Source organism: Marivita hallyeonensis (assembly GCF_900129875.1).
GTDB classification, from domain to species: Bacteria; Pseudomonadota; Alphaproteobacteria; order Rhodobacterales; family Rhodobacteraceae; genus Marivita; species Marivita hallyeonensis.
In genome coordinates this window covers 151989-175683 of the sequence record NZ_FQXC01000001.1, presented here as the reverse complement: position 1 = coordinate 175683, position 23695 = coordinate 151989, and the positions used below count along the sequence as shown (strand labels likewise).

Annotated in this window: 25 protein-coding genes; 17 read left to right on the top strand and 8 right to left on the bottom strand. The window is 61.5% G+C overall.

Features of this window, described 5'->3' with window-relative positions; all coding sequences use genetic code 11:
* Window positions 1–135 precede the first annotated feature (135 nt).
* On the top strand, window positions 136–1011 hold the full coding sequence (locus BUA42_RS00840) for a glutathione S-transferase (RefSeq protein ID WP_072776669.1): 876 nt from the start codon (window positions 136–138) through the stop codon (window positions 1009–1011).
* A 115-nt stretch (window positions 1012–1126) separates the two neighbouring features.
* A complete protein-coding gene (locus tag BUA42_RS00835; protein ID WP_072775817.1) occupies window positions 1127–2638 on the top strand; it encodes a YifB family Mg chelatase-like AAA ATPase in 1512 nt (503 codons plus the stop codon).
* A 138-nt stretch (window positions 2639–2776) separates the two neighbouring features.
* Here BUA42_RS00835 and gshB read toward each other — a convergent pair whose 3' ends face one another.
* The 3 genes from gshB to rsmI form a co-directional block, all read right to left on the bottom strand.
* A complete protein-coding gene (gshB, locus tag BUA42_RS00830) occupies window positions 2777–3709 on the bottom strand; it encodes a glutathione synthase (RefSeq protein ID WP_072775816.1) in 933 nt (310 codons plus the stop codon).
* Window positions 3710–3775: 66 nt separating this feature from the next.
* Window positions 3776–4231, bottom strand: coding sequence for a YraN family protein (locus BUA42_RS00825; RefSeq protein WP_072775815.1), 456 nt, complete (start codon window positions 4229–4231; stop codon window positions 3776–3778).
* Window positions 4232–4268: 37 nt separating this feature from the next.
* On the bottom strand, window positions 4269–5126 hold the full coding sequence (rsmI, locus tag BUA42_RS00820) for a 16S rRNA (cytidine(1402)-2'-O)-methyltransferase (protein WP_072775814.1): 858 nt from the start codon (window positions 5124–5126) through the stop codon (window positions 4269–4271).
* An 87-nt stretch (window positions 5127–5213) separates the two neighbouring features.
* Here rsmI and BUA42_RS00815 point away from each other — a divergent pair, with 87 nt between their 5' ends.
* Genes BUA42_RS00815 through BUA42_RS00805 form a run of 3 tightly spaced genes read left to right on the top strand, consistent with a single transcriptional unit; the run spans window position 5214 to window position 11079 of the window.
* Window positions 5214–6395 (top strand): penicillin-binding protein activator, encoded by a 1182-nt coding sequence (locus BUA42_RS00815; RefSeq protein WP_072775813.1) that lies wholly within the window; start codon window positions 5214–5216, stop codon window positions 6393–6395.
* The gene (locus BUA42_RS00810; RefSeq protein ID WP_084066057.1) at window positions 6355–9165 is read left to right on the top strand and encodes a [protein-PII] uridylyltransferase; all 2811 of its coding nucleotides are present in this window, start codon (window positions 6355–6357) and stop codon (window positions 9163–9165) included. Before BUA42_RS00815 ends, BUA42_RS00810 begins: the two co-directional genes overlap by 41 nt.
* A gap of 27 nt (window positions 9166–9192) precedes the next feature.
* Window positions 9193–11079, top strand: coding sequence for a DUF4214 domain-containing protein (locus BUA42_RS00805; protein ID WP_072775812.1), 1887 nt, complete (start codon window positions 9193–9195; stop codon window positions 11077–11079).
* Between the two features lie 392 nt (window positions 11080–11471).
* Here the strand turns inward: BUA42_RS00805 and BUA42_RS00800 are convergent, their stop codons facing one another.
* The 4 genes from BUA42_RS00800 to BUA42_RS00785 all read right to left on the bottom strand — a co-directional run bounded on the left by BUA42_RS00800 (window position 11472) and on the right by BUA42_RS00785 (window position 14151).
* Window positions 11472–12023, bottom strand: coding sequence for a regulator (locus BUA42_RS00800; protein ID WP_084066056.1), 552 nt, complete (start codon window positions 12021–12023; stop codon window positions 11472–11474).
* Window positions 12024–12126: 103 nt separating this feature from the next.
* The gene (locus BUA42_RS00795; protein ID WP_178346818.1) at window positions 12127–12708 is read right to left on the bottom strand and encodes a tetratricopeptide repeat protein; all 582 of its coding nucleotides are present in this window, start codon (window positions 12706–12708) and stop codon (window positions 12127–12129) included.
* Between the two features lie 111 nt (window positions 12709–12819).
* A complete protein-coding gene (locus tag BUA42_RS00790; protein WP_072775811.1) occupies window positions 12820–13779 on the bottom strand; it encodes a winged helix-turn-helix domain-containing protein in 960 nt (319 codons plus the stop codon).
* A 75-nt stretch (window positions 13780–13854) separates the two neighbouring features.
* Window positions 13855–14151: a type II toxin-antitoxin system Phd/YefM family antitoxin gene (locus BUA42_RS00785; RefSeq protein ID WP_072775810.1), complete on the bottom strand. Its 297-nt coding sequence runs from the start codon at window positions 14149–14151 to the stop codon at window positions 13855–13857.
* A gap of 307 nt (window positions 14152–14458) precedes the next feature.
* Between BUA42_RS00785 and murJ the strand changes: the two genes are divergently transcribed.
* Window positions 14459–16003: a murein biosynthesis integral membrane protein MurJ gene (murJ, locus tag BUA42_RS00780; protein ID WP_072775809.1), complete on the top strand. Its 1545-nt coding sequence runs from the start codon at window positions 14459–14461 to the stop codon at window positions 16001–16003.
* On the opposite strand, the gene BUA42_RS00775 is transcribed toward murJ, so the two are convergent.
* The gene (locus tag BUA42_RS00775; RefSeq protein ID WP_072775808.1) at window positions 16000–16689 is read right to left on the bottom strand and encodes a rhomboid family intramembrane serine protease; all 690 of its coding nucleotides are present in this window, start codon (window positions 16687–16689) and stop codon (window positions 16000–16002) included. The two genes, murJ and BUA42_RS00775, sit on opposite strands and share 4 nt — an antisense overlap.
* Window positions 16690–16765: 76 nt before the next feature.
* On the opposite strand from BUA42_RS00775, the gene trpS reads away from it, so the two are divergent.
* From trpS to BUA42_RS00725, 11 genes are all read left to right on the top strand, one after another.
* A complete protein-coding gene (gene trpS, locus BUA42_RS00770) occupies window positions 16766–17800 on the top strand; it encodes a tryptophan--tRNA ligase (RefSeq protein ID WP_072775807.1) in 1035 nt (344 codons plus the stop codon).
* Window positions 17801–17816: 16 nt separating this feature from the next.
* Window positions 17817–17948: a hypothetical protein gene (locus BUA42_RS21425; protein WP_281249770.1), complete on the top strand. Its 132-nt coding sequence runs from the start codon at window positions 17817–17819 to the stop codon at window positions 17946–17948.
* A 27-nt stretch (window positions 17949–17975) separates the two neighbouring features.
* Window positions 17976–18836 (top strand): branched-chain amino acid aminotransferase, encoded by an 861-nt coding sequence (locus tag BUA42_RS00765; RefSeq protein ID WP_072775806.1) that lies wholly within the window; start codon window positions 17976–17978, stop codon window positions 18834–18836.
* Window positions 18833–19297, top strand: coding sequence for a GNAT family N-acetyltransferase (locus BUA42_RS00760; protein ID WP_072775805.1), 465 nt, complete (start codon window positions 18833–18835; stop codon window positions 19295–19297). The genes BUA42_RS00765 and BUA42_RS00760 overlap by 4 nt, the downstream gene beginning before the upstream one ends.
* Window positions 19298–19362: 65 nt before the next feature.
* Window positions 19363–19818, top strand: a complete 456-nt coding sequence (locus BUA42_RS00755; RefSeq protein ID WP_072775804.1) for a universal stress protein — start codon at window positions 19363–19365, stop codon at window positions 19816–19818.
* 64 nt (window positions 19819–19882) lie between these two features.
* Window positions 19883–20413 carry a hypothetical protein gene (locus tag BUA42_RS00750; protein ID WP_072775803.1) on the top strand — a complete coding sequence of 177 codons (531 nt, stop codon included), beginning with the start codon at window positions 19883–19885 and terminating at the stop codon, window positions 20411–20413.
* 99 nt (window positions 20414–20512) lie between these two features.
* Entirely contained in the window at window positions 20513–21076 is a 564-nt protein-coding gene (locus BUA42_RS00745) for a NifU family protein (RefSeq protein WP_072775802.1), read from the top strand.
* Window positions 21066–21506 (top strand): GFA family protein, encoded by a 441-nt coding sequence (locus tag BUA42_RS00740; protein WP_072775801.1) that lies wholly within the window; start codon window positions 21066–21068, stop codon window positions 21504–21506. The genes BUA42_RS00745 and BUA42_RS00740 overlap by 11 nt, the downstream gene beginning before the upstream one ends.
* Window positions 21503–22063, top strand: coding sequence for a tRNA (adenosine(37)-N6)-threonylcarbamoyltransferase complex dimerization subunit type 1 TsaB (gene tsaB / locus BUA42_RS00735; RefSeq protein ID WP_072775800.1), 561 nt, complete (start codon window positions 21503–21505; stop codon window positions 22061–22063). The genes BUA42_RS00740 and tsaB overlap by 4 nt, the downstream gene beginning before the upstream one ends.
* A complete protein-coding gene (locus BUA42_RS00730) occupies window positions 22060–22473 on the top strand; it encodes a GNAT family N-acetyltransferase (RefSeq protein ID WP_072775799.1) in 414 nt (137 codons plus the stop codon). The genes tsaB and BUA42_RS00730 overlap by 4 nt, the downstream gene beginning before the upstream one ends.
* Window positions 22474–22622: 149 nt before the next feature.
* Complete coding sequence (locus tag BUA42_RS00725) at window positions 22623–23618, top strand: BMP family lipoprotein (protein ID WP_072775798.1); 996 nt, start codon at window positions 22623–22625, stop codon at window positions 23616–23618.
* Window positions 23619–23695: the final 77 nt, after the last annotated feature.

Below are 23695 nucleotides of genomic sequence, written 5' to 3'. Positions count from 1 at the left end.
TTTTCATCCGCACAAAAAATACGATCAGATCGTTCGCTCTGCGTGATGGACTGGCGCACAAATCACAATTGGGACACGGAAAAAACACGCGATACTCTGCGCGGAAACGACATCAGGAAAAAAGGGCGACGCGCCATGACCTACGATCTCTTCATCGGCGACTACGCCTACTCAAGCTGGTCGCTTCGCGGCTGGCTCCTGTTCAAGCAGCTCGGCGTCAAACCCAAGATACACCTGATCGACTTCAATTCCGTAGGCGTCGCGGAACAAATGAAAGACGTTGCCCCGGCACGCACAGTGCCCACCATGCGCACACCCGAAGGCAGCGTGGTCTGGGATTCGCTTGCGATGGCAGAAGAGCTGAACGACCGCTTTCCTGACGGCGGTCTCTGGCCAAAGGATCCGGCCAAACGCGCGCTCGGCCGGTCGCTTGCCGCAGAAATGCACTCAAGCTACGGCGCGCTGCGCAACGAATGCCCGATGAACCTGCGCACCGCCTATGACGCGCCGGCATTGTCCGACGACACGCTGACCGATATCGCGCGCATCGACACGATCTGGTCACATGCGCGCGGTCTCTATCACGAAGATGGCCCGTGGCTGCTCGGCGCCTATTCCATTGCGGATATCATGTTCGCACCCGTTGCAGCGCGGTTTGCCGGATACGATGCGCAGCTGTCCGATATCGCTCAGGCCTATGTCGACACGCATCTGGCCAACACATTCTTCCGACAGTGGCGCACGATGGGCCTCGTCACCGGTGACACCCTGCCCTGGTACGCCAAACCGTTTGCCACGAAACCCTGGCCCGGCCCGACACCGCTTCCGGCGAAAGCGGTCGAGAGCGGGCCGTCCGTCAACACGACTTGCCCGTTCACCGGCGGTCCGGTGCAGTTCTTCCTCGAATTCGACGGGCGCGTTTTCGGGTTCGAAAACCAGCTTTGTCGCGACGAAACAGTCGAAGACCCCGAGGCCTGGCCCGCCTTCATGGAGATGGCGCGCGGGTCCTAGCGCCAAGCTCCTGCGCAGGAGCTTGCACCCGTTTTCCCAAAACGGGTGCCCACCGTCGTTAACCATTTGGCAACCTTGACGGCCCAAAGCTCTGGGCCGAACAAGGACAACGCCGATGGTCGCGCACGCCTACACGGTCGCCTTCGAAGGCGTCGATGCCCGCATGGTCGAAGCCCAATGCGCCGTGACCCCCGGCATGCCCGCCTTTTCGGTCGTCGGTCTTCCCGACAAGGCGGTCTCCGAGTCCCGCGACCGGGTACGCGGCGCGCTCTCCACGCTCCACATCGCGCTGCCGTCGAAACGGATCACTGTGAACCTCTCCCCCGCCGATCTGCCCAAGGAAGGGTCGCATTTCGACCTGCCCATTGCCCTGGCCCTGCTGGCCGAGCTGGAAATCCTGCCTAAGGACGCGGTCGCCCAATCTGTCGCGTTGGGGGAATTGTCACTCGACGGTGACCTCGTCCCGGTGATCGGCGCACTGCCCGCCGCCATGGCCGCCGCCGCCGAGAACCGAACGCTGGTCTGCCCGTCCGCCTCCGGCGCCGAAGCCGCATGGGTCGGCGGTTGCGAGGTGATCGGGGCGAAGGGCCTGCTTGACGTGATCCAACACATGACCGGCCGGACCCCGCTGCCCCCCTGCGAACCTGGCGAGGTCACGCAAGGAACCGTCACCAGCGATATGCGCGACGTGAAGGGGCAGGAACGCGCCAAGCGCGCTCTCGAAATCGCCGCCGCCGGACGACATCACGTCCTGATGGTGGGCACGCCCGGGTCCGGCAAATCCATGCTCGCCGCGCGCCTGCCCGGCATCCTGCCGCCGCTCACCCCGGCCGAAGCGCTGGAAACTTCGATGGTGCATTCGCTCTCTGGCCTGATCGAGGCCGGAGGCATCTCGCGCCACCGCCCGTTTCGGGAACCGCACCACACCGCGTCGATGGCGGCCATCGTCGGTGGCGGGCGCACCGCCAAACCGGGCGAGATCAGCCTGGCACATAACGGTGTCCTTTTCATGGACGAATTCCCGGAGTTTCCCCGCACCGTGCTCGAAACGCTGCGCCAGCCGATCGAAACGGGCGAGGTCATGGTCGCGCGTGCCAATGCACACGTAAAATACCCCTGCCGCTTCATGCTGGTCGCCGCCGCCAACCCGTGCAAATGCGGATATCTCAGCGACCCCGCCCGCGCCTGTTCCCGCGCGCCTGTCTGCGGGGAAGACTATATGGGCCGGATTTCAGGCCCGCTTATGGACCGCTTCGACCTGCGCGTCGACGTCCCCCCGGTCGCCTTCCGCGATCTCGACCTGCCAAGTTCCGGAGCCACCAGCGCGGACATTGCCGCGCGTGTTGCAAACGCGCGAAACATTCAGGCCGAGCGGTTCAAGGATCAGCCCGAGATGTGGCAAAATGCCGATCTCGAGGGCGCGCTGCTTGACCAAACCGTCGCCCTCGGCGAACCGGCCCGGGCGCTGATCACGCAGGCCGCCGACCGGTTCGGCCTATCCGCCCGCGGCTATCACCGCGTCCTGCGCGTGGCGCGCACCATCGCCGATCTCGACGCGGCCGAGACATTGACCCGCGATCACGTCGCCGAAGCGCTGAGCTACCGCTTGCCCAAGAGTGCAACCTGATGACCTCCAGCGCCGAAAACGCGTCCCCGCGTTTCCAACACTCCGTCACCGGAGTGTCTCCCGTGCCTCGCACGGGTACCCCGCGCCGCACGGCGCGGGTCGGCCGGCTACTCAAAGCACACGCGTTCGAAAAACCGGTTACAGCTTCGCTTCAATCGCCAGCCAGATTTTCTCGGCCACGTTGATCCCGTCGAACCGCTCAAGCTCTTGAATCCCCGTGGGCGAGGTCACATTGATCTCGGTCAGGTAGTCGCCGATCACGTCGATCCCGACAAACACCTGCCCCTTCTCCTTCAGGAGCGGCCCGATCCGCGCACAAATCTCCAGATCGCGCTCCGACAATCCGATCTTCTCGGGGCGCCCGCCCACATGCATGTTCGACCGCGTCTCCCCGGCAGCCGGCACGCGGTTGATCGCACCCACCGGGTCGCCATCGACGAGGATCACCCGCTTGTCGCCGTTCGACACGTCGGGCAGGAACTTTTGCACAATCAAGGGCTCCCGCGAAAACCCGGTGAACAGCTCGTGCAGCGAGGTCAGGTTGCGGTCGTTTTCGTCGAGACGAAACACCCCGGCGCCACCATTGCCATAGAGCGGCTTCAGGATCACATCGCCGTAGCGCGCCTTGAACGATTTGATCGTGTCCAGATCCCGCGCAATCATCGTAGGCGGCGTCAGGTCCGGGAAATCGAGAACCAGAAGCTTCTCCGGATAATTCCGCACCCAGAACGGATCGTTCACGACAAGCGCCTTACCCGCCAGCCGGTCCAGCAGATGCGTCGACGTGATGTAATGCATGTCAAACGGGGGATCCTGACGCAGCCAGACCACGTCGAACTCTGCCAGGTCGACCTGCTTTTGCTCCCCCAGATGCACATGGTCGCCCTGCTTGCGCTGGACCGTGAAGTCCGCCCCTCGCGCCAGGACGCGACCTTCATCATAGCACAGATGGTCGGGCCCGTAGAAAAACAGGGAATGCCCGCGCGCCTGGGCTTCCTCGGCCAGCCGAAAGCTGCTGTCGGCATTGATATCCACCGACTGGATTGGGTCCATTTGAAACGCGATTTTCATGGTGTGCCCCTTGCGTGATCTCCGCCGGTAATGGCCGAAGGGCGCTGGACGCGCAAGGGTCCGACGTCAGGCCGCGAGGGGTGCATTTTCGATCGTGCGGACCACCCCCTGGCCATCCACAAGCGCCACGTCGATCCGCACCTCTGTCAAGGAGCCCTTGGGACAGCGATCGAGATAGGCTTCGGCAGAGGCCTGGATACGCTGCATCTGGCGGGCCGACACACGCTGCACTGCACGCGCGTGGGTTTTGCTTTTCTTGACTTCGACAAACACGACGCGGTCGCCTTCGCCCAGGATCAGGTCGATTTCGCCACCCGGACCGCGCCACCGGCTGTGCAATAGCCGTGCGCCGCGTCTGGCATAATACCGCTCGACAAGCCCTTCCGCCGTCAGACCGGCGTGATAGTTCGTCTGCCGTCGCGGTGCCTTTGGCGCAAAAGGCGCGACGCAGACCGGAGCTGCGTCGAAATCAAAGGCAAGCTGGACACCTTGAACCGCGTCAGGATGAAAATCGAATGGCATGTAAACCCTCTCCGAGAATCACCCTAAGCCAAGTCACCTAAGATTCATCTAACGCCATCGCCCTTTGATACGCTTCGCGCCGGGGCACCCCGAATTTTGTGGCAATGTCGCGCGCCGCATCCTTGACCGACATATGGTCCAAGGCCGCTCTCAATGCCGCATCGATATCGGCCTGATCCGCAACGGCACCTTCGCCCCGGTCAATCAACACAACGATTTCGCCCTTCGGCGTCTCCGTGCCGTAGCGTAGGGATAAATCGGCCAAGCTCCCCGCACAACGTTCTTCGAACTTCTTGGTTAACTCCCGGCACACCACCGCGTCCCGCTCCGCGCCCAGAACCTCGGCCGCGTCGCGCAGCATCGCGCCCAATCGCTTGGGAGATTCGTAGAAGATCAGCGTGGCGGGCACGTCCGCCAATTCCGCCAACGCTTTTTTCCGCTTGCCGGACGCGTTCGGCAGAAACCCGGCGAAAAGGAACCGGTCGGACGGCAGTCCGGACAGCGTCAAACCCGCGATCGCCGCCGTCGGCCCGGGTGCCGTGGTGCAGGGGACACCGGCCTCCAGCGCCGCCCGCACCAGGTCGAAGCCGGGGTCGGACACTAGTGGCGTCCCGGCCTCCGACGCGTAGACCACCGATTTCCCATCGGTCAGCGCCGCCATCAACCGGGCGCGCACGTTTGCGCCACTGTGGTCGTGATAGGCCACAAGGGGTCGGTCCCCCAACGCGACGCCATGGATGTCCAGCAACCGCCGCAAGGACCGCGTGTCCTCTGCCGCCAGCACATCCGCGCTGGCTAGAAGGTCGAGCGCCCGCAACGTGATGTCGCGCGCATTGCCCAGGGGCGTGGCCACGAGGTAGAGCCCCGGCGCGATCTCGCGTGTCTGCCAATTCATGTCTGGACCCGCCTTTCGCGTCGTCTATTATCCCGCTCAATCAAAAAGCCGTGCGCGGTCCCGTGCGGCGTACAGGGAGTGTGTGTCATGTTGGCTGTTTTATCCATCCGCCGCAAGCTGTTGCGCAAAGCCGCGGCGGTCGCCGCCTTCATGGGTCTGGCGGCCTGCGACCCGGCCATGATGACAAGCGCTGGCGGCAGCGACGGTCCGCGCGTGAACACCAGCGCGCCGGTTCCGGTCGCCCTTCTGGTGCCGCGCAGCGACAGCAGCGCGGGCAGCGTTGCGCGCAGTCTCGAAAACGCGGCGCGGCTGGCCATTGCCTCGCTCGACGGCGTGCAGATAGACCTGCGCGTCTACGACACCGCCGGGAACCCGCAGCGCGCCGCAGCCCAGGCCGAGACTGCGGTGGCCGAAGGAGCCAAGATCATCCTCGGCCCACTCCGTGGCGAAGCGTCCAATGCCGCCGGCGTGGCCGTGGCGGACAATGGCGTCAATGTGCTGTCCTTCTCGAACAATCCCAGCATCGCGGGCGGCAATGTCTTTATCCTGGGACCGACCTTCCAGAACACGGCGAACCGACTTCTCCGCTATGCCGCGCGTCAGGGCACCGACTCGGTCGTGATCGTCCACCCGCAAAACGTCGAGGGCGAATTCGGCAAGGCCGCCATTCAGACCGCAGCCGCCTCCAGCGGTGTCCGCGTGGCATCCATTCAGTCCTTCCCCTTCTCGCAAGAAGGCGTAACGTCCGCCGTTCCCCGCATCCGCGATGCGGTGTCTTCCTCCGGCGCGGATTCGCTGTTCCTGACCTCCACCGCAGCCGGCGCGCTGCCGATGTTTCTCGATTTGCTCCCGGCAGCAGGTGTCGACCCGGCCACCACGCAATATATGGGCCTCGCCCGATGGGACGTGCCACCGCAGATCCTGTCGATGGCAGGGGCCCAGGGGGGCTACTTCACGCTGACAGACCGGGGGTCCACCAATGCATTCGAAAGCCGCTACCGCGCCCAGTTCAATGCGGACCCGCACCCGCTCGCCGGGCTTGCCTTTGACGGCATTAACGCGATCGGATCCCTGATCCGTCAGGGCCGCTCGGACGCCCTCTCCGGACGCGCGCTGACCCAGGGCTCCGGCTTTCAGGGCGCAACCGGTATCTTCCGCATCCGTCCCGACGGAACCAATGAACGCGGCCTCGCCGTCGCAACCGTGCGCAACAATCAGGTGACCATTCTTGACCCAGCCCCATCCGGCTTCGGCGGCGCAGGCTTCTGATCCTATCGAACCACCCCAAATCTCAGACGCCGCTCCGGCGGCGTCTGACACGTTTGACGATGTCCTCGACGTTCCCGCCCTCACGGCGGCGCTCTGGGACAGCCTGAGCGACGCGCCCGATGAGCGCAGCGTCCGCAAGACCGTTGTCGACGCGCTCAAGACCGCGCAGAAATCCGGGCGGGCGGCGATTGCAAAACGGTTGGAGGACAACCCGCGTGACGCCTTCCCGGTGACCACCGGATACACCTGGCTCACCGATCAGCTCGTCACGATCACCTTCGATATCGTCACCCAGAAGATCCACCGCAACCCCAACCCCACCGAAGGCGAACGCATGGCGGTGCTGGCCGTCGGCGGCTACGGTCGCGGTGAGATGGCACCGTTCTCGGATGTCGATCTGCTCTTCCTGACCCCCTACAAGATCACCGCCTGGGCCGAGAGCGTGATCGAGTCGATGCTCTACATCCTGTGGGACCTGAAGCTGAAAGTCGGTCACTCCTCCCGCACGGTGAAGGATTGCCTGCGTCTCGGCGCCGAGGATTTCACCATCCGCACCGCCATGCTCGAACACAGGTTCCTGTCCGGTCATGAACCTCTGGCACGAGAGCTCGAGACGAAGCTGTGGGATTTCTTCACCGGCACCGAAAGTGAATTCATCGAGGCAAAGCTCGCCGAACGCGACGCGCGCCACGTCAAGCAGGGCCAGCGCTACATGGTCGAGCCGAACGTCAAGGAAGGCAAAGGCGGGTTGCGGGATCTGCAATCCCTGTTCTGGATCGCGAAATACATCCATCACACCGACAACCTGCAGGAACTGGTCCGCATCGGCGTTTTCCGGCCCGATGAATTCGAGACCTTCGTCAAGGCCGAGAACTTCCTCTGGGCCGTCCGATGCCACCTGCACCTCACATCGGGCCGCGCCACCGAACAGCTGACCTTCGACATGCAGGTCGAGGTCGCGGACCGCATGGGCTATGTCGATCGGGGCGGCCGTCGCGCGGTGGAAATCTTCATGCAGGAATTCTTCCGCCACGCCACGTCGGTGGGCGACCTGACGCGCATCTTCCTCACCTCGCTGGAGGCCTCGCAGCAGAAAGATCCGCCGCTTCTCCTGCGTCTCCTGAAACGCGCGCCGAAGATGAAAGAGGGCTACGAGGTGGTGAACAACCGCCTCGCCATCGCTGACGAAAACGCCTTCCTGTCAGACAAGATGAACATGCTGCGCATCTTCGAAGAAGCCCTGCGCACGGGTCTCCTGATCCACGCCGATGCGATGCGCCTCATCAGCGCCAATCTCGATCTCATTGACACCGACATGCGCGAGGACAAGGACGCCCAGCGCATCTTCCTCGATCTGCTGCTGAAACACGGCAACCCCGAACGCGCCCTGCGCCGGATGAACGAACTTGGCGTGCTGTCCGCATTCATACCCGAGTTCGAACCGATCCGGGCGATGATGCAGTTCAACATGTACCACCATTACACGGTGGACGAGCACACGATCCAATGCATCTGGCACCTGTCCGAAATCGAGGCCGGCAATCTCGAAGAAGACCTGCCCGTCGCCAGCACGATCTTGCGCGAAGGCGTCAACCGCAAGGTGCTCTACGTCGCGCTTCTCCTGCACGACATCGGCAAGGGCCGTGACGAGGACCACTCCGTTCTCGGCGCCAAGATTGCCCGCAAGGTCGCCCCGCGCCTTGGCCTGTCGAAGCAGGAATGCGCCACCGTGGAATGGCTCGTGCGCTACCACCTGCTCATGTCCGACATGGCCCAGAAACGCGACATCGCCGACCCGCGCACCGTCCGCGACTTCGCCAAGGCCGTGCAGACGAAAGAGCGGCTGGACCTGCTCTGCGTCCTCACTGTCTGCGACATCCGAGGGGTCGGCCCCGGCACGTGGAACAATTGGAAAGCGGTGCTCATCCGCGCGCTCTACCGACAGACCAAACGCGCCCTTCAGGACGGGATGGAGGCGCTCAATCGCGAAAACCGCGGCACCGAGGCCAAGAAAGCCCTGCGCGACGCGCTCAAAGGCTGGGACGCCAAGGACCTGCGGGTCGAAACCGCGCGACACTACCCGCCCTACTGGCAGGGCCTGCACGTCACCGCACACAAGGTCTTTGCCAGGCTCCTGCGCGATATCAAGGATGACGAGATCAAGATCGACATCCATCCCGACGAAGACCGCGACGCGACCCGGGTCTGCTTTGCGCTGGCCGATCATCCGGGAATTTTTTCACGCCTCGCAGGGGCGGTCGCCCTCGTCGGCGCCAATGTGGTCGACGCGCGCACCTTCACGTCAAAGGATGGCTACGCCACCGCTGCCTTCTGGATTCAGGACAGCGACGGCACCCCCTACGACGCAGAACGCATCCCGCGCCTGCGCGACATGATCTCAAGGACCCTGCGTGGCGATGTCGTCCCCCGGGAAAAGCTGCCGACGCGCGACAAGCTCAAGAAACGCGAACGCGCCTTCAACGTGCCAACCTCGATCACCTTCGACAACGAAGGGTCCGAGATCTACACGATCATCGAAGTCGACACCCGCGACCGCCCCGGCCTGCTCTTCGACCTCACCCGCACCCTGGCCAACGCCAACGTCTACATCGCCTCCGCCGTCATCGCGACCTACGGTGAACAGGTGGTCGATACTTTCTACGTCAAGGACATGTTTGGGTTGAAGTTCCACTCCGAAAACAAGCAAAAGGGTCTCGAAGCCAAACTGCGCGCCGCAATCACCGAAGGAGCCGAGCGCGCGAAGCAATAACCTCTCACGCGTGTCTCGGAGACCCTGATGCTGATAACTTATACGGGCACCAACCCGTTATTCCTTGAACAGTCGTTTTTCGACCTCGACGGCAACCTGCGCGTTGCGGTCACGTCCTTTTCTCCAAACGAAGTCGTGCTCACACATACGGTCTTCACGCAGGCCAATGTGAACGTCACACTGAACGGCACAGGGTTCGCGACGAATGGAAGCGGCGCACTGACTGCTGGCCAGATCACCTCCATCGAATTCGACGGTGTTGGCATTGAGCAGGCGACGGTGACAGACATCAACTGGAGCGCAGCGACGTTCCAAAACGCGTTGTTCGACCTCGAGGAACCGGCTCAATTCTCTCGACTCGCCAGCCTTTTCAACAGCTCTGGCCCGATCACGATCGATGCCACGCGCGGACAGTCCCCCTTCGATCAGGAATTCACTTGGCGCGGCTTCCTGCCCTTGCTCACCCAACCCATCACCTTCATCGGCTCGCAATTCGACGACAGCGTCGAGGGCACATCGGGCAGCGACGTGATCGACACAAGGGGCAGCACCGAAAACGCGGATCGCATCGTCGGCAGCGAAGGGGATGACATTATCCTGTTTTCCCTCCCGGATGGCGCGACAAGCGTCGGGTACATTATTGACTATGACCCCATCGCAGAGCCCGTTGAATTCAATATCAACGGATCGACGAATTCGGGAACCGTGGCGGGGCCAGGCTTTGCCGACACCCTGCAGGGCGTCAGCATCGCACTCGACGCCTATCTTGGTCTCGAAGGCACCAGCGGGGCGGACGTCTACAACATCACCCTGGCACCGGGGCAGGTTGCGGCAGCCATTGGTGGACCCGGGGCCGACGTCTACAACATCGCCGCCGATGGCGGGTTACCAATCTTCGACTTCCAGTTTAACGACGTGGTTGCCGGTGCGTCTGTCAACCTCGCGACCGGCGCCGTCCTGAATGACGGTTTCGGCTTTTCGGAAACCATCAATCTAAGCGGCACACCCGACTTCACGATCCTGCGAACGACCGACCTCGGCGACCTTGTCACCGACGGCCCCGGCGACCACTTGATTCGCCTGTTCGAAGGGAATGACACCGTCTTCGGCAGCCTTTCGGGCGAAGATAGCATCGCTGGTGGCGGCGGAACGGACCTCGTCGCCTTCGATGAGGCCTCACAAGGCAACCTGACCATATTCTTCGAAGACGCGGTCAGCACCGTGATCGACCGAAGCGCGCCGACCGGCAGCATGGCGCTTCTCGGCGTCGAACAGATCGAAACCAATGGGGGCGTTCGCTTCGAAGTCAGCAAACACGACGGCATCAGCACGATCAGTGCCGAAGACCTGACCGCCCTCGCCGAGCTTTACATCGCCTATTTCAACCGGGCCGCCGACGCGCTTGGCCTATCCTTCTGGGCCACGGTCTTCGAAAAGGACGGCTTCTCGCTCCGCGACATCGCGGACCTCTTCTTCACCCAGCCAGAAACCGTGGCGCTCTACAGCGATGTCAGCGACTCCGACTTCGTCCAGGCCGTCTACAACAACGTCTTCGGACGCGACGCCGACCAGGCAGGGCTGACCTTCTGGAGCGCCCAGCTCGCGGCAGGCAACGTCACCGAGAGCGGCTTCATCGTCGATTTCCTCGCCGGTGCCCGCGCCGCGACCGGGTCCTCGGCAGACGTTGCCTATATCGAAAACAAGACCGATATCGGCCTCTATTTCGCGGTTGTGCAGGGGCAAAGCAATGTCACCGCGGCGCGGAACGTGATGGACGCCTTCGACGGCAGCCTCGCCAGCATCGATGAGGCCATCAACCTCGCCGATACCGCCCTCGCCAGCGCAGAGGCATCGGACACCGAACTCCTGCTCCCCGTTATCGGCGTGATCGCCTCCCCCTTCGACCTGGTCTGAAATCCCACGGGGGTTCTGCCAGCGATGGCGCGTGCAAAATCGACCGCGTGCGGAATACGCACGTGGGCAATGTCCACAGTGATCAGGTAACGCACCAAAGCCCGCGCTGGGCGCATTTGGACTCAGGCTGCGCAACGCACAAATGTCTGCTAGGGATCTCCTTGAAATCCGGCGTAGCGAGGAGCTCCAGCTTATGGAACATCATGCGAGCTGCTATTGCGGGCATGTCAAACTCGTCGCCGAGGCCGCACCGAAATGCCGCCGGATGAGAAGGGGAGGTCCGTAAGTGGCCGCCTCTTGAAGGCGAGCCTTTGTGGAACTCGTCGGCAGCCTTCCAGAGTTGGCCGCATCCCAGCAGCCAAATGCTCCGGCTTGCACGAAGTGATGTTCTCTCAACCTGGAACAATCGGCTGGACCGGTTCGTCCTGCGCCTGCATCAAGGCTTCAAATTCCGGCAAGCCCAGAGTGCCCAGCGTTTCGCCATTTGGCCCCAGAATCTCGTAGATCACACCGTCCGTTCCTTTGTTACTAAACCAAGCGATGCACTCTTCGTCCCCTCCGCCTTCGGTGTGCGGTGCGCCGCCGCCGGGTTTTTGGACAAAACTCGCCGTTGGGCGGATTTCGGTCAATTCACCTTCAGAGTCGTAGAGACGCAACTCACCCTGAATGATGAACGTGCTGTAATCTGCGTGATGCTTATGCAGAACGACCTTTTCGTTTGCTGCGAACTTCAGCAGCAAGTCGACGGTTTTGAGATCCCGATCCACGTTAAGAACGTGGTACCAAAGGTGCTCAATGCCCTCCAGCGTGTTCCATTTAATGTTCGATTGATCAAAAGCTGCCGCAACTTGCGTGGCGGCTTTGCTTGCGTTGGCTCCCAAGGCAACCGCCGCAACAGTTGTCCCAATGGTTGCCAGGCCTTCACGGCGTGTAAGTTTGGTCATAGTCTTTCCCTCTCGATGACGTGTCAGGGGTATGTGCACGACGGCAAAAGCAATCCGTGCAGCCGCGTGTCAGACGGGCTGGTGGCGGTTGATGTAGCCCCGCTCAGTACAGTTTTTTTTCGTATTTCCACGCGTCGGCGTCGGGGGTTACGCTGTCGAGATCGAAATCATTGTCGATCAAATGCTGCGCAGACTGATCGCCGAGATCAGCCGCCCGCTGGATTATCTTGCGGCCGAGTTCCTCATCAAAGGTGACACCACGGCCGCGAAGAATATCCAAACCATAGTTGAATGCCCCGATCGAGCTGCCCGCTTCCATTGAGCGGCGGTCCCATTCGGCTGCAGCCGCCGCATCTTCGGGCCCGCCCAGACCATTATCTTCCATCCAGGCCATCCAGGTCATCGCTGGCACATTTCCCTGATCGGCCAGAGTGCTGAAGATCTCCCGCGCCGAGTCATGGTTTCCAGCCTTTGACTCGATGTAGCCGATGAAGCCCAACACCGGATGAGTCTCTCCCTGCCGCATTCGGTCGATATGACTGCAGATCGTGAGCTCTTCTGGATTGTGCGTGCCGTGCGCGTCGGACGTGTGCTTGCCACATTGCCCGACACTCTGTGCAAAGCCGGGGGACGCAAGGGCGGTGAGCAGTGTAATAGTGGGGACAGCCAATAGGTGTATGCGCATCAGGGTCTCGCCTCTCGTTCTGAGTTTCAACTCCGGCCAGCGTTGACCAATCCACTCAGCGGCTGTGCGAATTTTCCGCAAAAACACTGCAAAAAATGTGCAAAATCGTGCCTACAGGAGCCTGTAGCCAACCCCGCGCACGGTTTCGATGACAGGGGCGCGGGATTTGTCCGGATCGAGCTTTTTTCGAAGGTTGATCATGTGCTGATCCAATGCGCGCGAGTTGGGCATAAAATCTCGGCCCCACCCAGCATCATAGAGTTCATCTTTGGTGACAACTTTGCCCTGTCTCGATTTAAGAAACTCGAGCAATCGAAAGTCGCGTGGTGTCAAAGCAACTTCGAGCGTGCCACGGCGTGCGCTGTGGTGTTCTGGCATAAGGACGAGTTGATCGGTCGTGACCGCGGCTTTCCAGGGACGCCAGCTTAACACCAAGCTGAACAATCCCATCGCTGCCAGCAAACCAATCATGACCCGGTTTACACCGTTCAGAGAAACTTGCAGGTCGTTCTGCAGCTCATTTCGATCGTAGATCAGACAAATTCGGGGTGTACTTTGGCAGTAAAGAAGCTCGTTCCCGTCTCGATCATAGGTCGACCACGTTGCTTGAGACGCCTGTGACGTAAGACGTGTGAGAGCCTGCAATTCCTCTACTGACACATCGAACCTTGTTGGCACGTAAATGCCTGGTCCAGGATAAAGAACCGACCCGGTCTCCGACCAAACTACGGCTTTCAAAAGAGCCGGATCTTTGCTCAGCAAAAATCCAACACGATGCGGCTGGCTCCGGACATCAAGAATTGCGCGTGCGTCCGCTGAACTCTTCAAAGAGGCCCGCGCCCAAGGGTCACCACTGACCCATAGATATCCAGCCCCCAAAAGACAGATGAGTCCTGTCACAAAAAGCCAACGTAGCGTCATGGCATCAAAAATGCACGAGTTCGCAGTTTTTGAAATGAGACATTCGTCAAAGCCGACGAGATGCAGTGTTGATTGAAAGGTATGGTCGTCTTTCAAAACAGCCTTTGGCCTTCCTTTCTGACCGGGCGAAAATCCTGCCGCGTCGAACACTTCTACCTTTTGCAAAAAACCTGTAAGCCCGCGGCTCCAGGCGCCTTTCAGCGTCGCTCGCAAACGGCGTCACACCTAGACTTCCGGGTCGGCCAAGGCTGCCTCCCCGCAGTCCCTGATCGCATTGCGCAGCATGTCTTCTTCTTCGATTTTCTGCCGCAGGGCGATATCGCGGAATTTACGGTTTCGTTGCGATGCTTCGAACAAGGCCCGCGCCTCTGTGATCGGAACGAGCCCCGCGACAGGACGGCCCCGTCGCAAGATGGCATATCTCTGCTCGTAGAAGCGCACGTCGTCCAGAACGCGGCTCAGGCTGGATCGCAGGCGGTCCGTGGCGATGTCTTCAAGCGGCGACGAATTGTAGAGGAACATGGAACACCCCGGTGATCTCGCATCGGCAGAACCCTGGGCGCAAAAACTTTCCCGATCCTTACTGAAGCGCGCGGTGGCGGCATGCGGGTCTTCAATTGGGCCGTTCCAGCCACTTTTCGCCAAACGTACGGATTTGGCGTACGAACCGTCTTGTTTCCCCGGGATCCGCCGATTTTCGGCCAGACTCGCCGGATTTCGGTTCAAAATCACCCTTGAGCCGTACGGTCCGAACGGAACTTCCGTACAACGGCCCCTTTTCCAGACCCGAATTCTGCTCTAACCCCGATGCCAACGCGACAGGAGTCCCATGAAACCGATCCGCCTCATATCCGGTGTTGTGACCGTCGGTTTCTGGACCCTGATGAGCCGTATTCTCGGCGTCCTGCGCGAAGTCATGATCCTCGCCCTCATCGGCCCCGGCCCGGTCATGGACGCCTTCGTCGCGGCCTTCCGCCTGCCCAATATGTTCCGCCGTTTCTTCGCCGAAGGTGCCTTCAACGCCTCATTTGTTCCTTTGTTTTCCAAACGGTTAGAGTCCGGCGACCACCCGACCGAATTCGCCACGCAAGCCCTCAGCGGGCTGGCGTTCATCCTCCTGATCCTCAGCGCGCTCGCGATGGTCTTCATGCCAGCACTGGTCTGGGCCACGGCCGGCGGCTTCGGGAGCGACGAACGGTTCGACCTGACCGTCGAATACGGGCGGATCGTCTTCCCCTATATCCTGCTGATTTCGCTAACCGCCCTGTTCTCCGGTGTCCTGAATGCCGCCGGACGCTTCGCCGCCGCTGCGGCAGCGCCGGTGTTCCTCAATATTTTTGTATGTTTTTCAATGGCTTTGGGGGCGTACCTCGGGGGCGAGGTGATCCTTTGGTTGATCTGGGCCATCCCGGTCGCCGGCATCGCCCAACTCGCCCTCGTCTGGATCGCCGCCGACCGCGCCGGGGTCAAGCTCCGCCCCTCCCGTCCCCGCTGGACCCCCGAGATGAAGCGCCTCGTCGTCATCGCCATCCCGGCCGCACTGGCCGGAGGTGTCATGCAGATCAACCTGCTCGTCGGCCAACAGGTCGCGTCGCATTTCGAAAAGGCCGTCGGCTGGCTCTACGCTGCGGACCGGCTTTATCAACTTCCGCTGGGCGTCGTAGGCATCGCGGTCGGCATCGTTCTTTTACCGGACCTTTCGCGACGCCTGAGCGCGCAGGACGACGCGGGAGCCAAACACGCGTTCTCCCGCGCCGGAGAGCTGTCACTCGCGTTGACGATCCCGGCGGCGGTCGCGCTCGTGGTCATCCCGCTGCCCGTGGTCACAGTGCTCTTCGAACGCGGAGCGACCGGTCCCGACGACAGCGCCGCCATTGCCGCCGCGGTTGCGATCTACGGCCTCGGCCTTCCCGCTTTCGTGCTGCAGAAGGTGCTGCAACCGCTGTTCTTTGCCCGGGAGGACACAAAAACGCCGTTCAGGTATGCGGCTTGGGCGATGTTTGTGAACGCGGCGATTGCCATTGGCCTTGCGCCATTCATCGGGTGGATCGCGCCTGCGATTGCGACCACAGTGGCCGGGTGGACGATGGTTTGGATGCTGGGCTATGGCGGACGAAAGCTTGGCGATGTGGCCCGCTTCGACAGCCAGTTCCGCGATCGCATCTGGCGGGTATGTCTTGCCTCTTGCGTCATGGGCGGTGTCCTGTGGATCACCACGTTGCTGCTCGGCCCGTTCTTCGCCGTCACCGGCTTCCGGTTCCTTGCGCTGGCGGTCTTGATCGGGATCGGCATGGTGACCTACGCGGTCGCTGGACAGCTTTTCGGAGCCTTCTCCATGCGCGAATTGCGCGGGGCCTTTCGGCGCGGCGGCTAGTCCCGCTGTCGCAGACGCTCCACCATTCGCGCCCATCCCCCGGGAACCAGGATTGTCGAAAGCGCAAAGCCAAGCGCAAAGCCCGCCAGGTCCGCGACCCATTCTGCGTTGGAGCCGAAGAGCAGCCCGAAGACAAGTTGGATGAACAGCAGAAAGCCGATCAGCGAAAAGGCGCGGATCTGCTTTTCACCCAATTGACCGAGCCGCAGCCAGAGCATGTATGTGAAGCCGCCGATCAATCCATATACCGCCGGAAACGCCCCAATGAGCGGCGTGGGCCGCCCGATCAGCATGGCATAGAGCAAAGCGCCTCCTGCAGCGGACACAAAGAAAATGGCGAGCACTGCGAAACTGCCCATCTCTTCGCCCACCATCTTGCCGAGCGCGAGCAGCATCACCCCGGCGAACAGGGCATGGGTAAAGCTCGCATGCACAAAGGGATAGGTGACCGTGCGCATCACGTGCTCGATCGGCCATCGCCCAGTTTCGCGCATCCATGTGAAGATCTCGGACGAGAACGCATACCGCTCCATCACGCCGATCCGCCAACCCACGGCGTCTGCGCCGCCGACAATCCCCCGCGCGCCAAGGTTCAGCACGGCCTCGATCCCGACTATCACCAGAAACAAGGCGATCACGATGGGGGGAAGGGGATTCACCGGGGGTTCGTTATGTGGCTCGGTCACGGCTCGACCCTTGCTTGACGGCACTCAGGCGCATGGGTAAGGCACCCGCACCACTTTTGCCAGACGGAGTTTTGCCATGTCCGAGGGGGTCCAAACCTCTCCTGCGTTCACGCCGCGTGTGTTCTCGGGGATTCAGCCGTCCGGCGGGCTGACGCTGGGCAATTACCTGGGTGCCATCAAGCGTTTCGTCGAAATGCAGGGCCAAGGGTTCGAGACCATCTACTGCATGGTCGATTTGCACGCGATCACGGTCTGGCAAGACCCGGAGGCGCTCCGGCATCAAACCCGCGAATTGGCGGCGGGGTACATTGCCAGCGGCATCGACCCCGACAAATCGGTCCTCTTCAATCAATCACAGGTCGCTGAACACGCGCAGCTTGCGTGGATCTTCAACTGTGTGGCTCGGATGGGCTGGATGAAGCGGATGACCCAGTGGAAGGACAAGGCCGGCAAGAACCAGGAGAACGCATCTTTGGGGCTGTTTGCCTATCCGGCGCTGATGGCGGCAGACATTCTCTTGTATCATGCGACCCACGTTCCGGTGGGTGAGGACCAGAAACAGCACCTCGAGCTGACCCGCGACATCGCGATGAAGTTCAACCACGATTTCGGCGTTGAGTTCTTCCCCGTCACCGAGCCGGTGATCGAAGGGGCCGCGACGCGCGTCATGTCACTGCGGGATGGGTCGAAAAAGATGTCGAAATCGGACGCCTCGGATGCATCGCGGATCAACATGACGGATGACGCCGACACCATTGCGAAAAAGATCCGTAAAGCCAAAACCGATCCAGACGCGCTGCCGTCGGAAGCAGACGGGCTCGAAAACCGCCCCGAGGCGCGCAACCTGGTGAACATCTATGCGGCCTTGGCCGAGCAATCGGTAGACGCGGTTCTGGCGGATATCGGGGGCAGACCGTTCTCGGAGTTCAAGCCGATGCTGTCCGATCTGGCGGTCGAAAAACTGTCCCCGATCTCGGGCGAGATGGCGCGGCTGATGCAGCAACCGGATGAGATTGATGCGATCTTGGCCAAGGGCGCGGAACGCGCGCGGACCATCGGGGCACCGATCCTGAAGCGCACCTACGACATCGTAGGCATGGTGGGCGCGTAACCAGGATTTAATTGAGATGCGTAAGAAACTTCGTACGAAGTTTCTTGGGGCTGCCCAGTATTTTTTGTTGCGCGGACAGGATCGGCAAGGTGCGCTTGCGACGGGCAAGCGCTGGTGCGCTCTGGACCTTGGGCACGGCTACGCCTAGCTTGCCGCCAACACGAGGGAGGCTTCGATGGCAGTCGGCACCAACATCCGGACCTATTTCAACGGCACGTGGCATGACACTGACGTGCCCGTGATGAACGCCGCCGACCATGGCGCATGGCTGGGCAGCGGCGTGTTTGATGGCGCGCGTTATGTCAACGGCGTTGCACCCGACCTCGATGCGCATTGCGCGCGGGTCAACCGGTCCGCCGAGGCGCTCATGGTCACGCCGACTGTGACCACCGAAGACATGGTTCACATCGTCTGGGAGGGTTTGAAAGCCTATCCGAAAGATGCGGCTGTCTACATCCGCCCGATGTATTGGGCCATTGATGGCGACGCCTCGGCCATTGCGCCGATGGCTGACAAAACCGGCTTCGCCATCTGCCTCGAGGAAATCCCGCTTGCCCCGGATACAGCGTCGGTCACGCTTGGCAAGACCCGCTTCCGCCGACCCGTTCTCGAAGACGCGGTGGTCAACGCCAAGGCGGGATGCCTTTACCCGAACAACGCACGCATGCTGCGCGATGTACGTGCGCGCGGGTTCCAGAACGCGCTGGTGACCGATGCCATGGGCAACGTCGCCGAAAGCGCCACATCGAACGTGTTCATGGTAAAGGATGGCGAGGTGTTCACACCCATCGCCAATGGCACCTTCCTCGCCGGAATCACCCGGTCGCGTCACATGGCCAACCTTCGGGCGGACGGGACACAGGTTCATGAAACCGTGTTGACCTTCGCCGATTTCGAGGATGCAGACGAAGTCTTTCTCTCCGGCAACATGCACAAAGTGACTGCCGTCACGGGCTTTGAAGACACGTCGTATCAGGTCGGCCCGGTCACGCGTCGCGTGCGCGAGATGTATTGGGATTGGGCACATTCCGGATGACGCCAGAACGCTTGACGCAGGCGGATGATGCTACGCTGCAGGCGCTGTCCGATCTTTGCATGCGGTCCAAGGCGTATTGGGGATATGATACTGACTTCATGGAAGCATGCCGCGACGTGCTGCGGATCACGCAAGCGCATCTGGCACAACTCATCGCGGTGATCCGCGACGGTGCGGGCTTTGCAGGGATCGCCGTGGTCGATGTGTCCGGACCGCAAGCGGACCTCGACAAGCTTTTTGTCTGCCCAGATCACATGGGCCGCAGTATCGGCACTGCCCTGATCCACTGGGCCAAGACTGAGGCCCGTCAGGCCGGGCACGCGAAGATGTTGATCGAGTCCGATCCGGCGGCTGCTCCGTTCTACCAAAAACATGGTGCCATCCAGATCGGAGAAGCCCCGTCAGAGGCCATCCCCGGCCGATTTCTGCCCTTGCTTGAGATGCCGACAGACGCTCCATGACCGCGGGCCATGTTCTATTGCGCGACCCTGGTTCCTGCGCCATGATCCGCTGAGGGAGACTTCTGATGCGCAAATTCCTTGTGGTGCTGGACGATAGCCGCGAATGCCTGAACGCCATGCGTTTCGCGGCGATGCGCGCAGCGAATACGGGCGGTGGCGTGACGATCCTGTCGGTCATCCTGCCCGATGAATTCAACCATTGGATCGGCGTCGGAGAGGTGATGCGCGAAGAAGCCCGCGAACGGATTCACGCGCATTTCGAGGTCTTTGCCAAATGGATGCGGGACAAGCAGAACGTTGATCCGGAGCTGGTGATCCGCGAAGGTGAGGCGGTCGCGCAAATCATTGCCCATGTGCAGGAAGACCCCGAAATCGGCGTTCTGGTGCTGGGCGCCAATTCCGACAAGAAGGGCCCTGGGCCTCTTGTCACGCAATTGACCAAGAACGCGGGCAGCTTGCCGATCCCCATCACGATCGTGCCAGGAGAATTGTCGAAAGAGCGGTTGGAAGCGATCACCTGATACGCCCCTTTGCGTTTGTTGGCATCACATGTGATCGTGTCGACGGCAGAAGAAGGAGGGTTTGGTGGCTGTTCTATCGGGTCTCGGCTTCGCGCGTGCGCTACAGAAGCTGTGCCTTGGCGCCAGTCTTCTTGCCGCAACCGTGGCGACCGCCACGGAAAGCGGGTACGTCACGTTGACCCTTGGGAATGAACAGTTTGAATTGCCACTGAACGCAGCCCATAGCGACTGGACCGGATCACCGGGGTTCGCCAAGGTCAGCATCCTGTCGCGGCCGACCGAGGTTGCAACTTGGGAGCGGTTTCAATCCTTGAGGCTGGCCTTCGACCTTTTGCGCACCGGCGCGACAACGCCAGAACTGTCGCTACTTCGGCGACGCGACGATGCCGGGTTCGAACGGTGGTACGGACGGTCAGAGAGTGGCGGCCTGACCGTTGTCATCACGGAGAGATCACTGAACGACACCGAATTGACGGTCAGCGGGAGTTTCACCGGCACATTGGGCCGCAGTGACAATTTCGGGCAGACGATCGACTTGTCTGAACCGATGCCCGTGTCCGGCAGGTTTGAGGTGACACTACTTCCCATTCGATGAATCGCGACGAATGATATCACGCGCTATTTAGAACAGTTCTAATCCTTGACGCTGCATCGGGCACACCGCATATATGGTGTCTCATCAGGAGGTGTTCCCATGTTCATTCAGACTGAATCAACGCCCAACCCGGCCACGCTGAAGTTCCTGCCCGGCCAGACCGTGCTCGACATGGGCACCGCTGATTTTCCCTCGTCCGAGGGGGCATCGGCCTCTCCGCTTGCGACCCGACTTTTCGAGGTCTCCGGCGTCAAGGGCGTGTTCTTCGGCCATGACTTCGTCACGGTCACCAAGGACGACGCGACCGATTGGGACCACCTCAAGCCGTCGCTTCTTGGCGCGATCATGGAGCATTTCCAGTCCGGCGATCCGGTTATGTCCGGCGACGCGCAAGCGCCGTCCGGTCACGCGGATCACAGCGGCGAAGATGCCGAGGTGGTTGGCCAGATCAAGGAATTGCTCGACAGCCGCGTGCGGCCAGCCGTGGCGCAAGACGGTGGCGACATCACGTTTCACGGGTTCGAACGCGGCGTTGTCTATCTGCACATGCAGGGCGCCTGCGCGGGCTGCCCATCGTCAACGCTGACGTTGAAAATGGGCATCGAAAACCTGCTGCGCCACTACATTCCGGAAGTGACCGAGGTGCGCCCGGTTGCCGTCTGACGCATCCGTTCTGACTGGACGGTGCTATTGCGGTGCCGTCACATTTTCGACGACACGACCGCCCCAAACCGTAGCGTACTGCCATTGCAATGACTGCCGTCGAGTGTCCGGCGCGCCGGTCAGCGCGCTGGCGGCTTTTGCGAAGAACGATCTGGTCTGGTCTCCGGAGCTCGGTGCGGGAGTTTCGCACAACGAGGGCGTAAAACGTTGGTTCTGCCAAAGCTGCGGATCACCTTTGGCGGCTTGGTACGCCTACCTACCTGACCAAATCTACGTGCCTGTCGGCCTTTTTGACAACGCGTCCGAATTGGCGCCCGAATCCCATTCACATGGCGGCAGCCAACTGGCTTGGCTTCACATGTCGGATGACCTGCCGCGCAGCGAAGGCAGCAATCGGGATGCGCTGTCGGAAGCTGCGCAAACCCGATGATCCTCGCCTTCGATACGTCAGGGCCAGCGTGCCTTGCCGCCTTGCGCGATCCAGACGGCACAACCGTCACGCGCATCGATGAAATGGCGCGCGGTCAGGCCGAACATCTCATGCCGATGCTCGAAGGCCTGTTGTCTCGGAACAGTGCCACTTGGTCGGATCTCACCCGGATCGGGGTCGGTGTTGGGCCGGGCAACTTCACCGGTATCCGCATTGCGGTCTCGGCGGCACGAGGGTTGGCCTTGGGGCTTGGCGTGCCGGCGATTGGTGTGTCGACACTCGACGCAATCCACCATCTATATCCGACTGCCGTGGCAGCAGTGCCCGCGCCGCGCGACATGCTTTACCTTCAACCGGCTGGTGAAGCCCCGCGACTGGGTCGGGAAGAAGATGCGCACAGCCCCGTCTTCCTGTCCGATCGGCAGAAGCTCATTGCCGCCATCGCGGAATGTGCCGCGATCGCTGATCCGAAAACCGCTGGTCGCCCCAAGCCCCTCTACATCAAACCGGCCGACGCCGCGCCGTCGCGCGACACCGGGCCGGTGATGCTGACGTGACCGCCGAAGACTTCGCTGCGATCGTGGATGCGGCGTATGTCGACATGCGGCCCTGGTCGGCCAAGACCATCACCGAAACACTGGCGCAGCCGCAGACATGCTTTCTTCACCGGGACACGGGCGGATTGATTGCCCGGATCGTCGCGGATGAATGCGAAATCCTCGCTCTGGCCACCGCGCCAGAGGCGCAGCGCTCTGGCGTAGCGTCATCGCTGCTTGCCGACCTGCGCGATCTGGTCGCGAAGAACGGGGTCACGCGCATTTTTCTGGAGGTCGCCGAAGGCAACGCGTCGGCCCGCGCCTTCTACGCCGCGAAGGGATTCGTGCCCATCGGAACGCGCAAGGGCTACTACCGCCTGCGCGATGGCTCAAAGGACGATGCGGTGCTGCTTTCCCTGACTGTCCCGTAAGGTCATCGGCGATTTGCGTGGCACCTGCCGGCGTCTTGGGCAAAAAGCTATTGCCCTTTGCAGGCGCTACGGCCTTAATTGCACGCGATCACATGATCTAAACAAGCGACGCACTCAAGTCGTCGCAGTCCAACAGCTGGGAGCTGAAAATGACCCTTATGACGAAACTTTCCGGCGCTGTCGCAGCACTTGCGCTGACCGCAGGCGCCGTGGCTGCCGAACCCGCGCTGATCTTCGATCTTGGCGGCAAGTTCGACAAGTCCTTTAACGAGGCCGCCTTCAACGGCGCAAAGCGCTGGGCCGAAGAAACCGGCGACTCCTTCCGCGAGATCGAGCTTCAGTCCGAAGCGCAGCGCGAACAGGCGCTCCGCCGCTTTGCAGAGAACGGCAACAACCCCATCGTGATGACCGGCTTTGCCTTCGGCAACGTGTTGGCCGAGGTGGCGCCGGATTATCCCGAGACCAAGTTCGCGATCATCGACATGGTCGTGGACGAGCCGAACGTCCGCTCTGTCGTGTTCAACGAACACGAGGGGTCGTACCTCGTCGGCATGATGGCCGCGATGGCGTCGGAGTCGGGCACCGTTGGCTTCATCGGCGGCATGGACATCCCACTCATCCGCAAATTCGCTTGCGGCTATGCGCAGGGCGTCAAAGCCATCAACCCCGACGCAAACATCGTGGCGAACATGACCGGCACGACCCCGGCAGCATGGAACGACCCGGTAAAAGGCTCTGAGCTGACCAAAGCGCAGATCAGCCAAGGCGCTGATGTTGTCTACGCCGCCGCAGGCGGTACCGGCGTCGGTGTCCTGCAGACCGCAGCGGACGAAGGCATCCTGTCCATTGGTGTGGACAGCAACCAGAATTACCTGCACCCGGGCCAGGTTCTGACCTCGATGATGAAGCGTGTGGACAATGCCGTGTACGAGGCAATGACCGCAGGAACCGATCTTGAAACCGGCATCAACGTGATGGGCATTGCAAACGGCGGTGTCGGCTACGCACTTGATGAGCACAACGCAGAGCTGGTCAGTGCAGAGATGCAAGCAGCCGTCGACGCAGCGTCGGCCCAGATCGCCAGCGGCGAGCTTCAGGTCCACGACTACATGTCCGACGACAGCTGCCCCGCGCTGAGCTTCTGATCCGGCGCTGACAAAAGAACCGGAGCGGCCGGCAACGGCCGCTTCGATTTGCATCGGGCTTCAAGACCCGCAAAAGA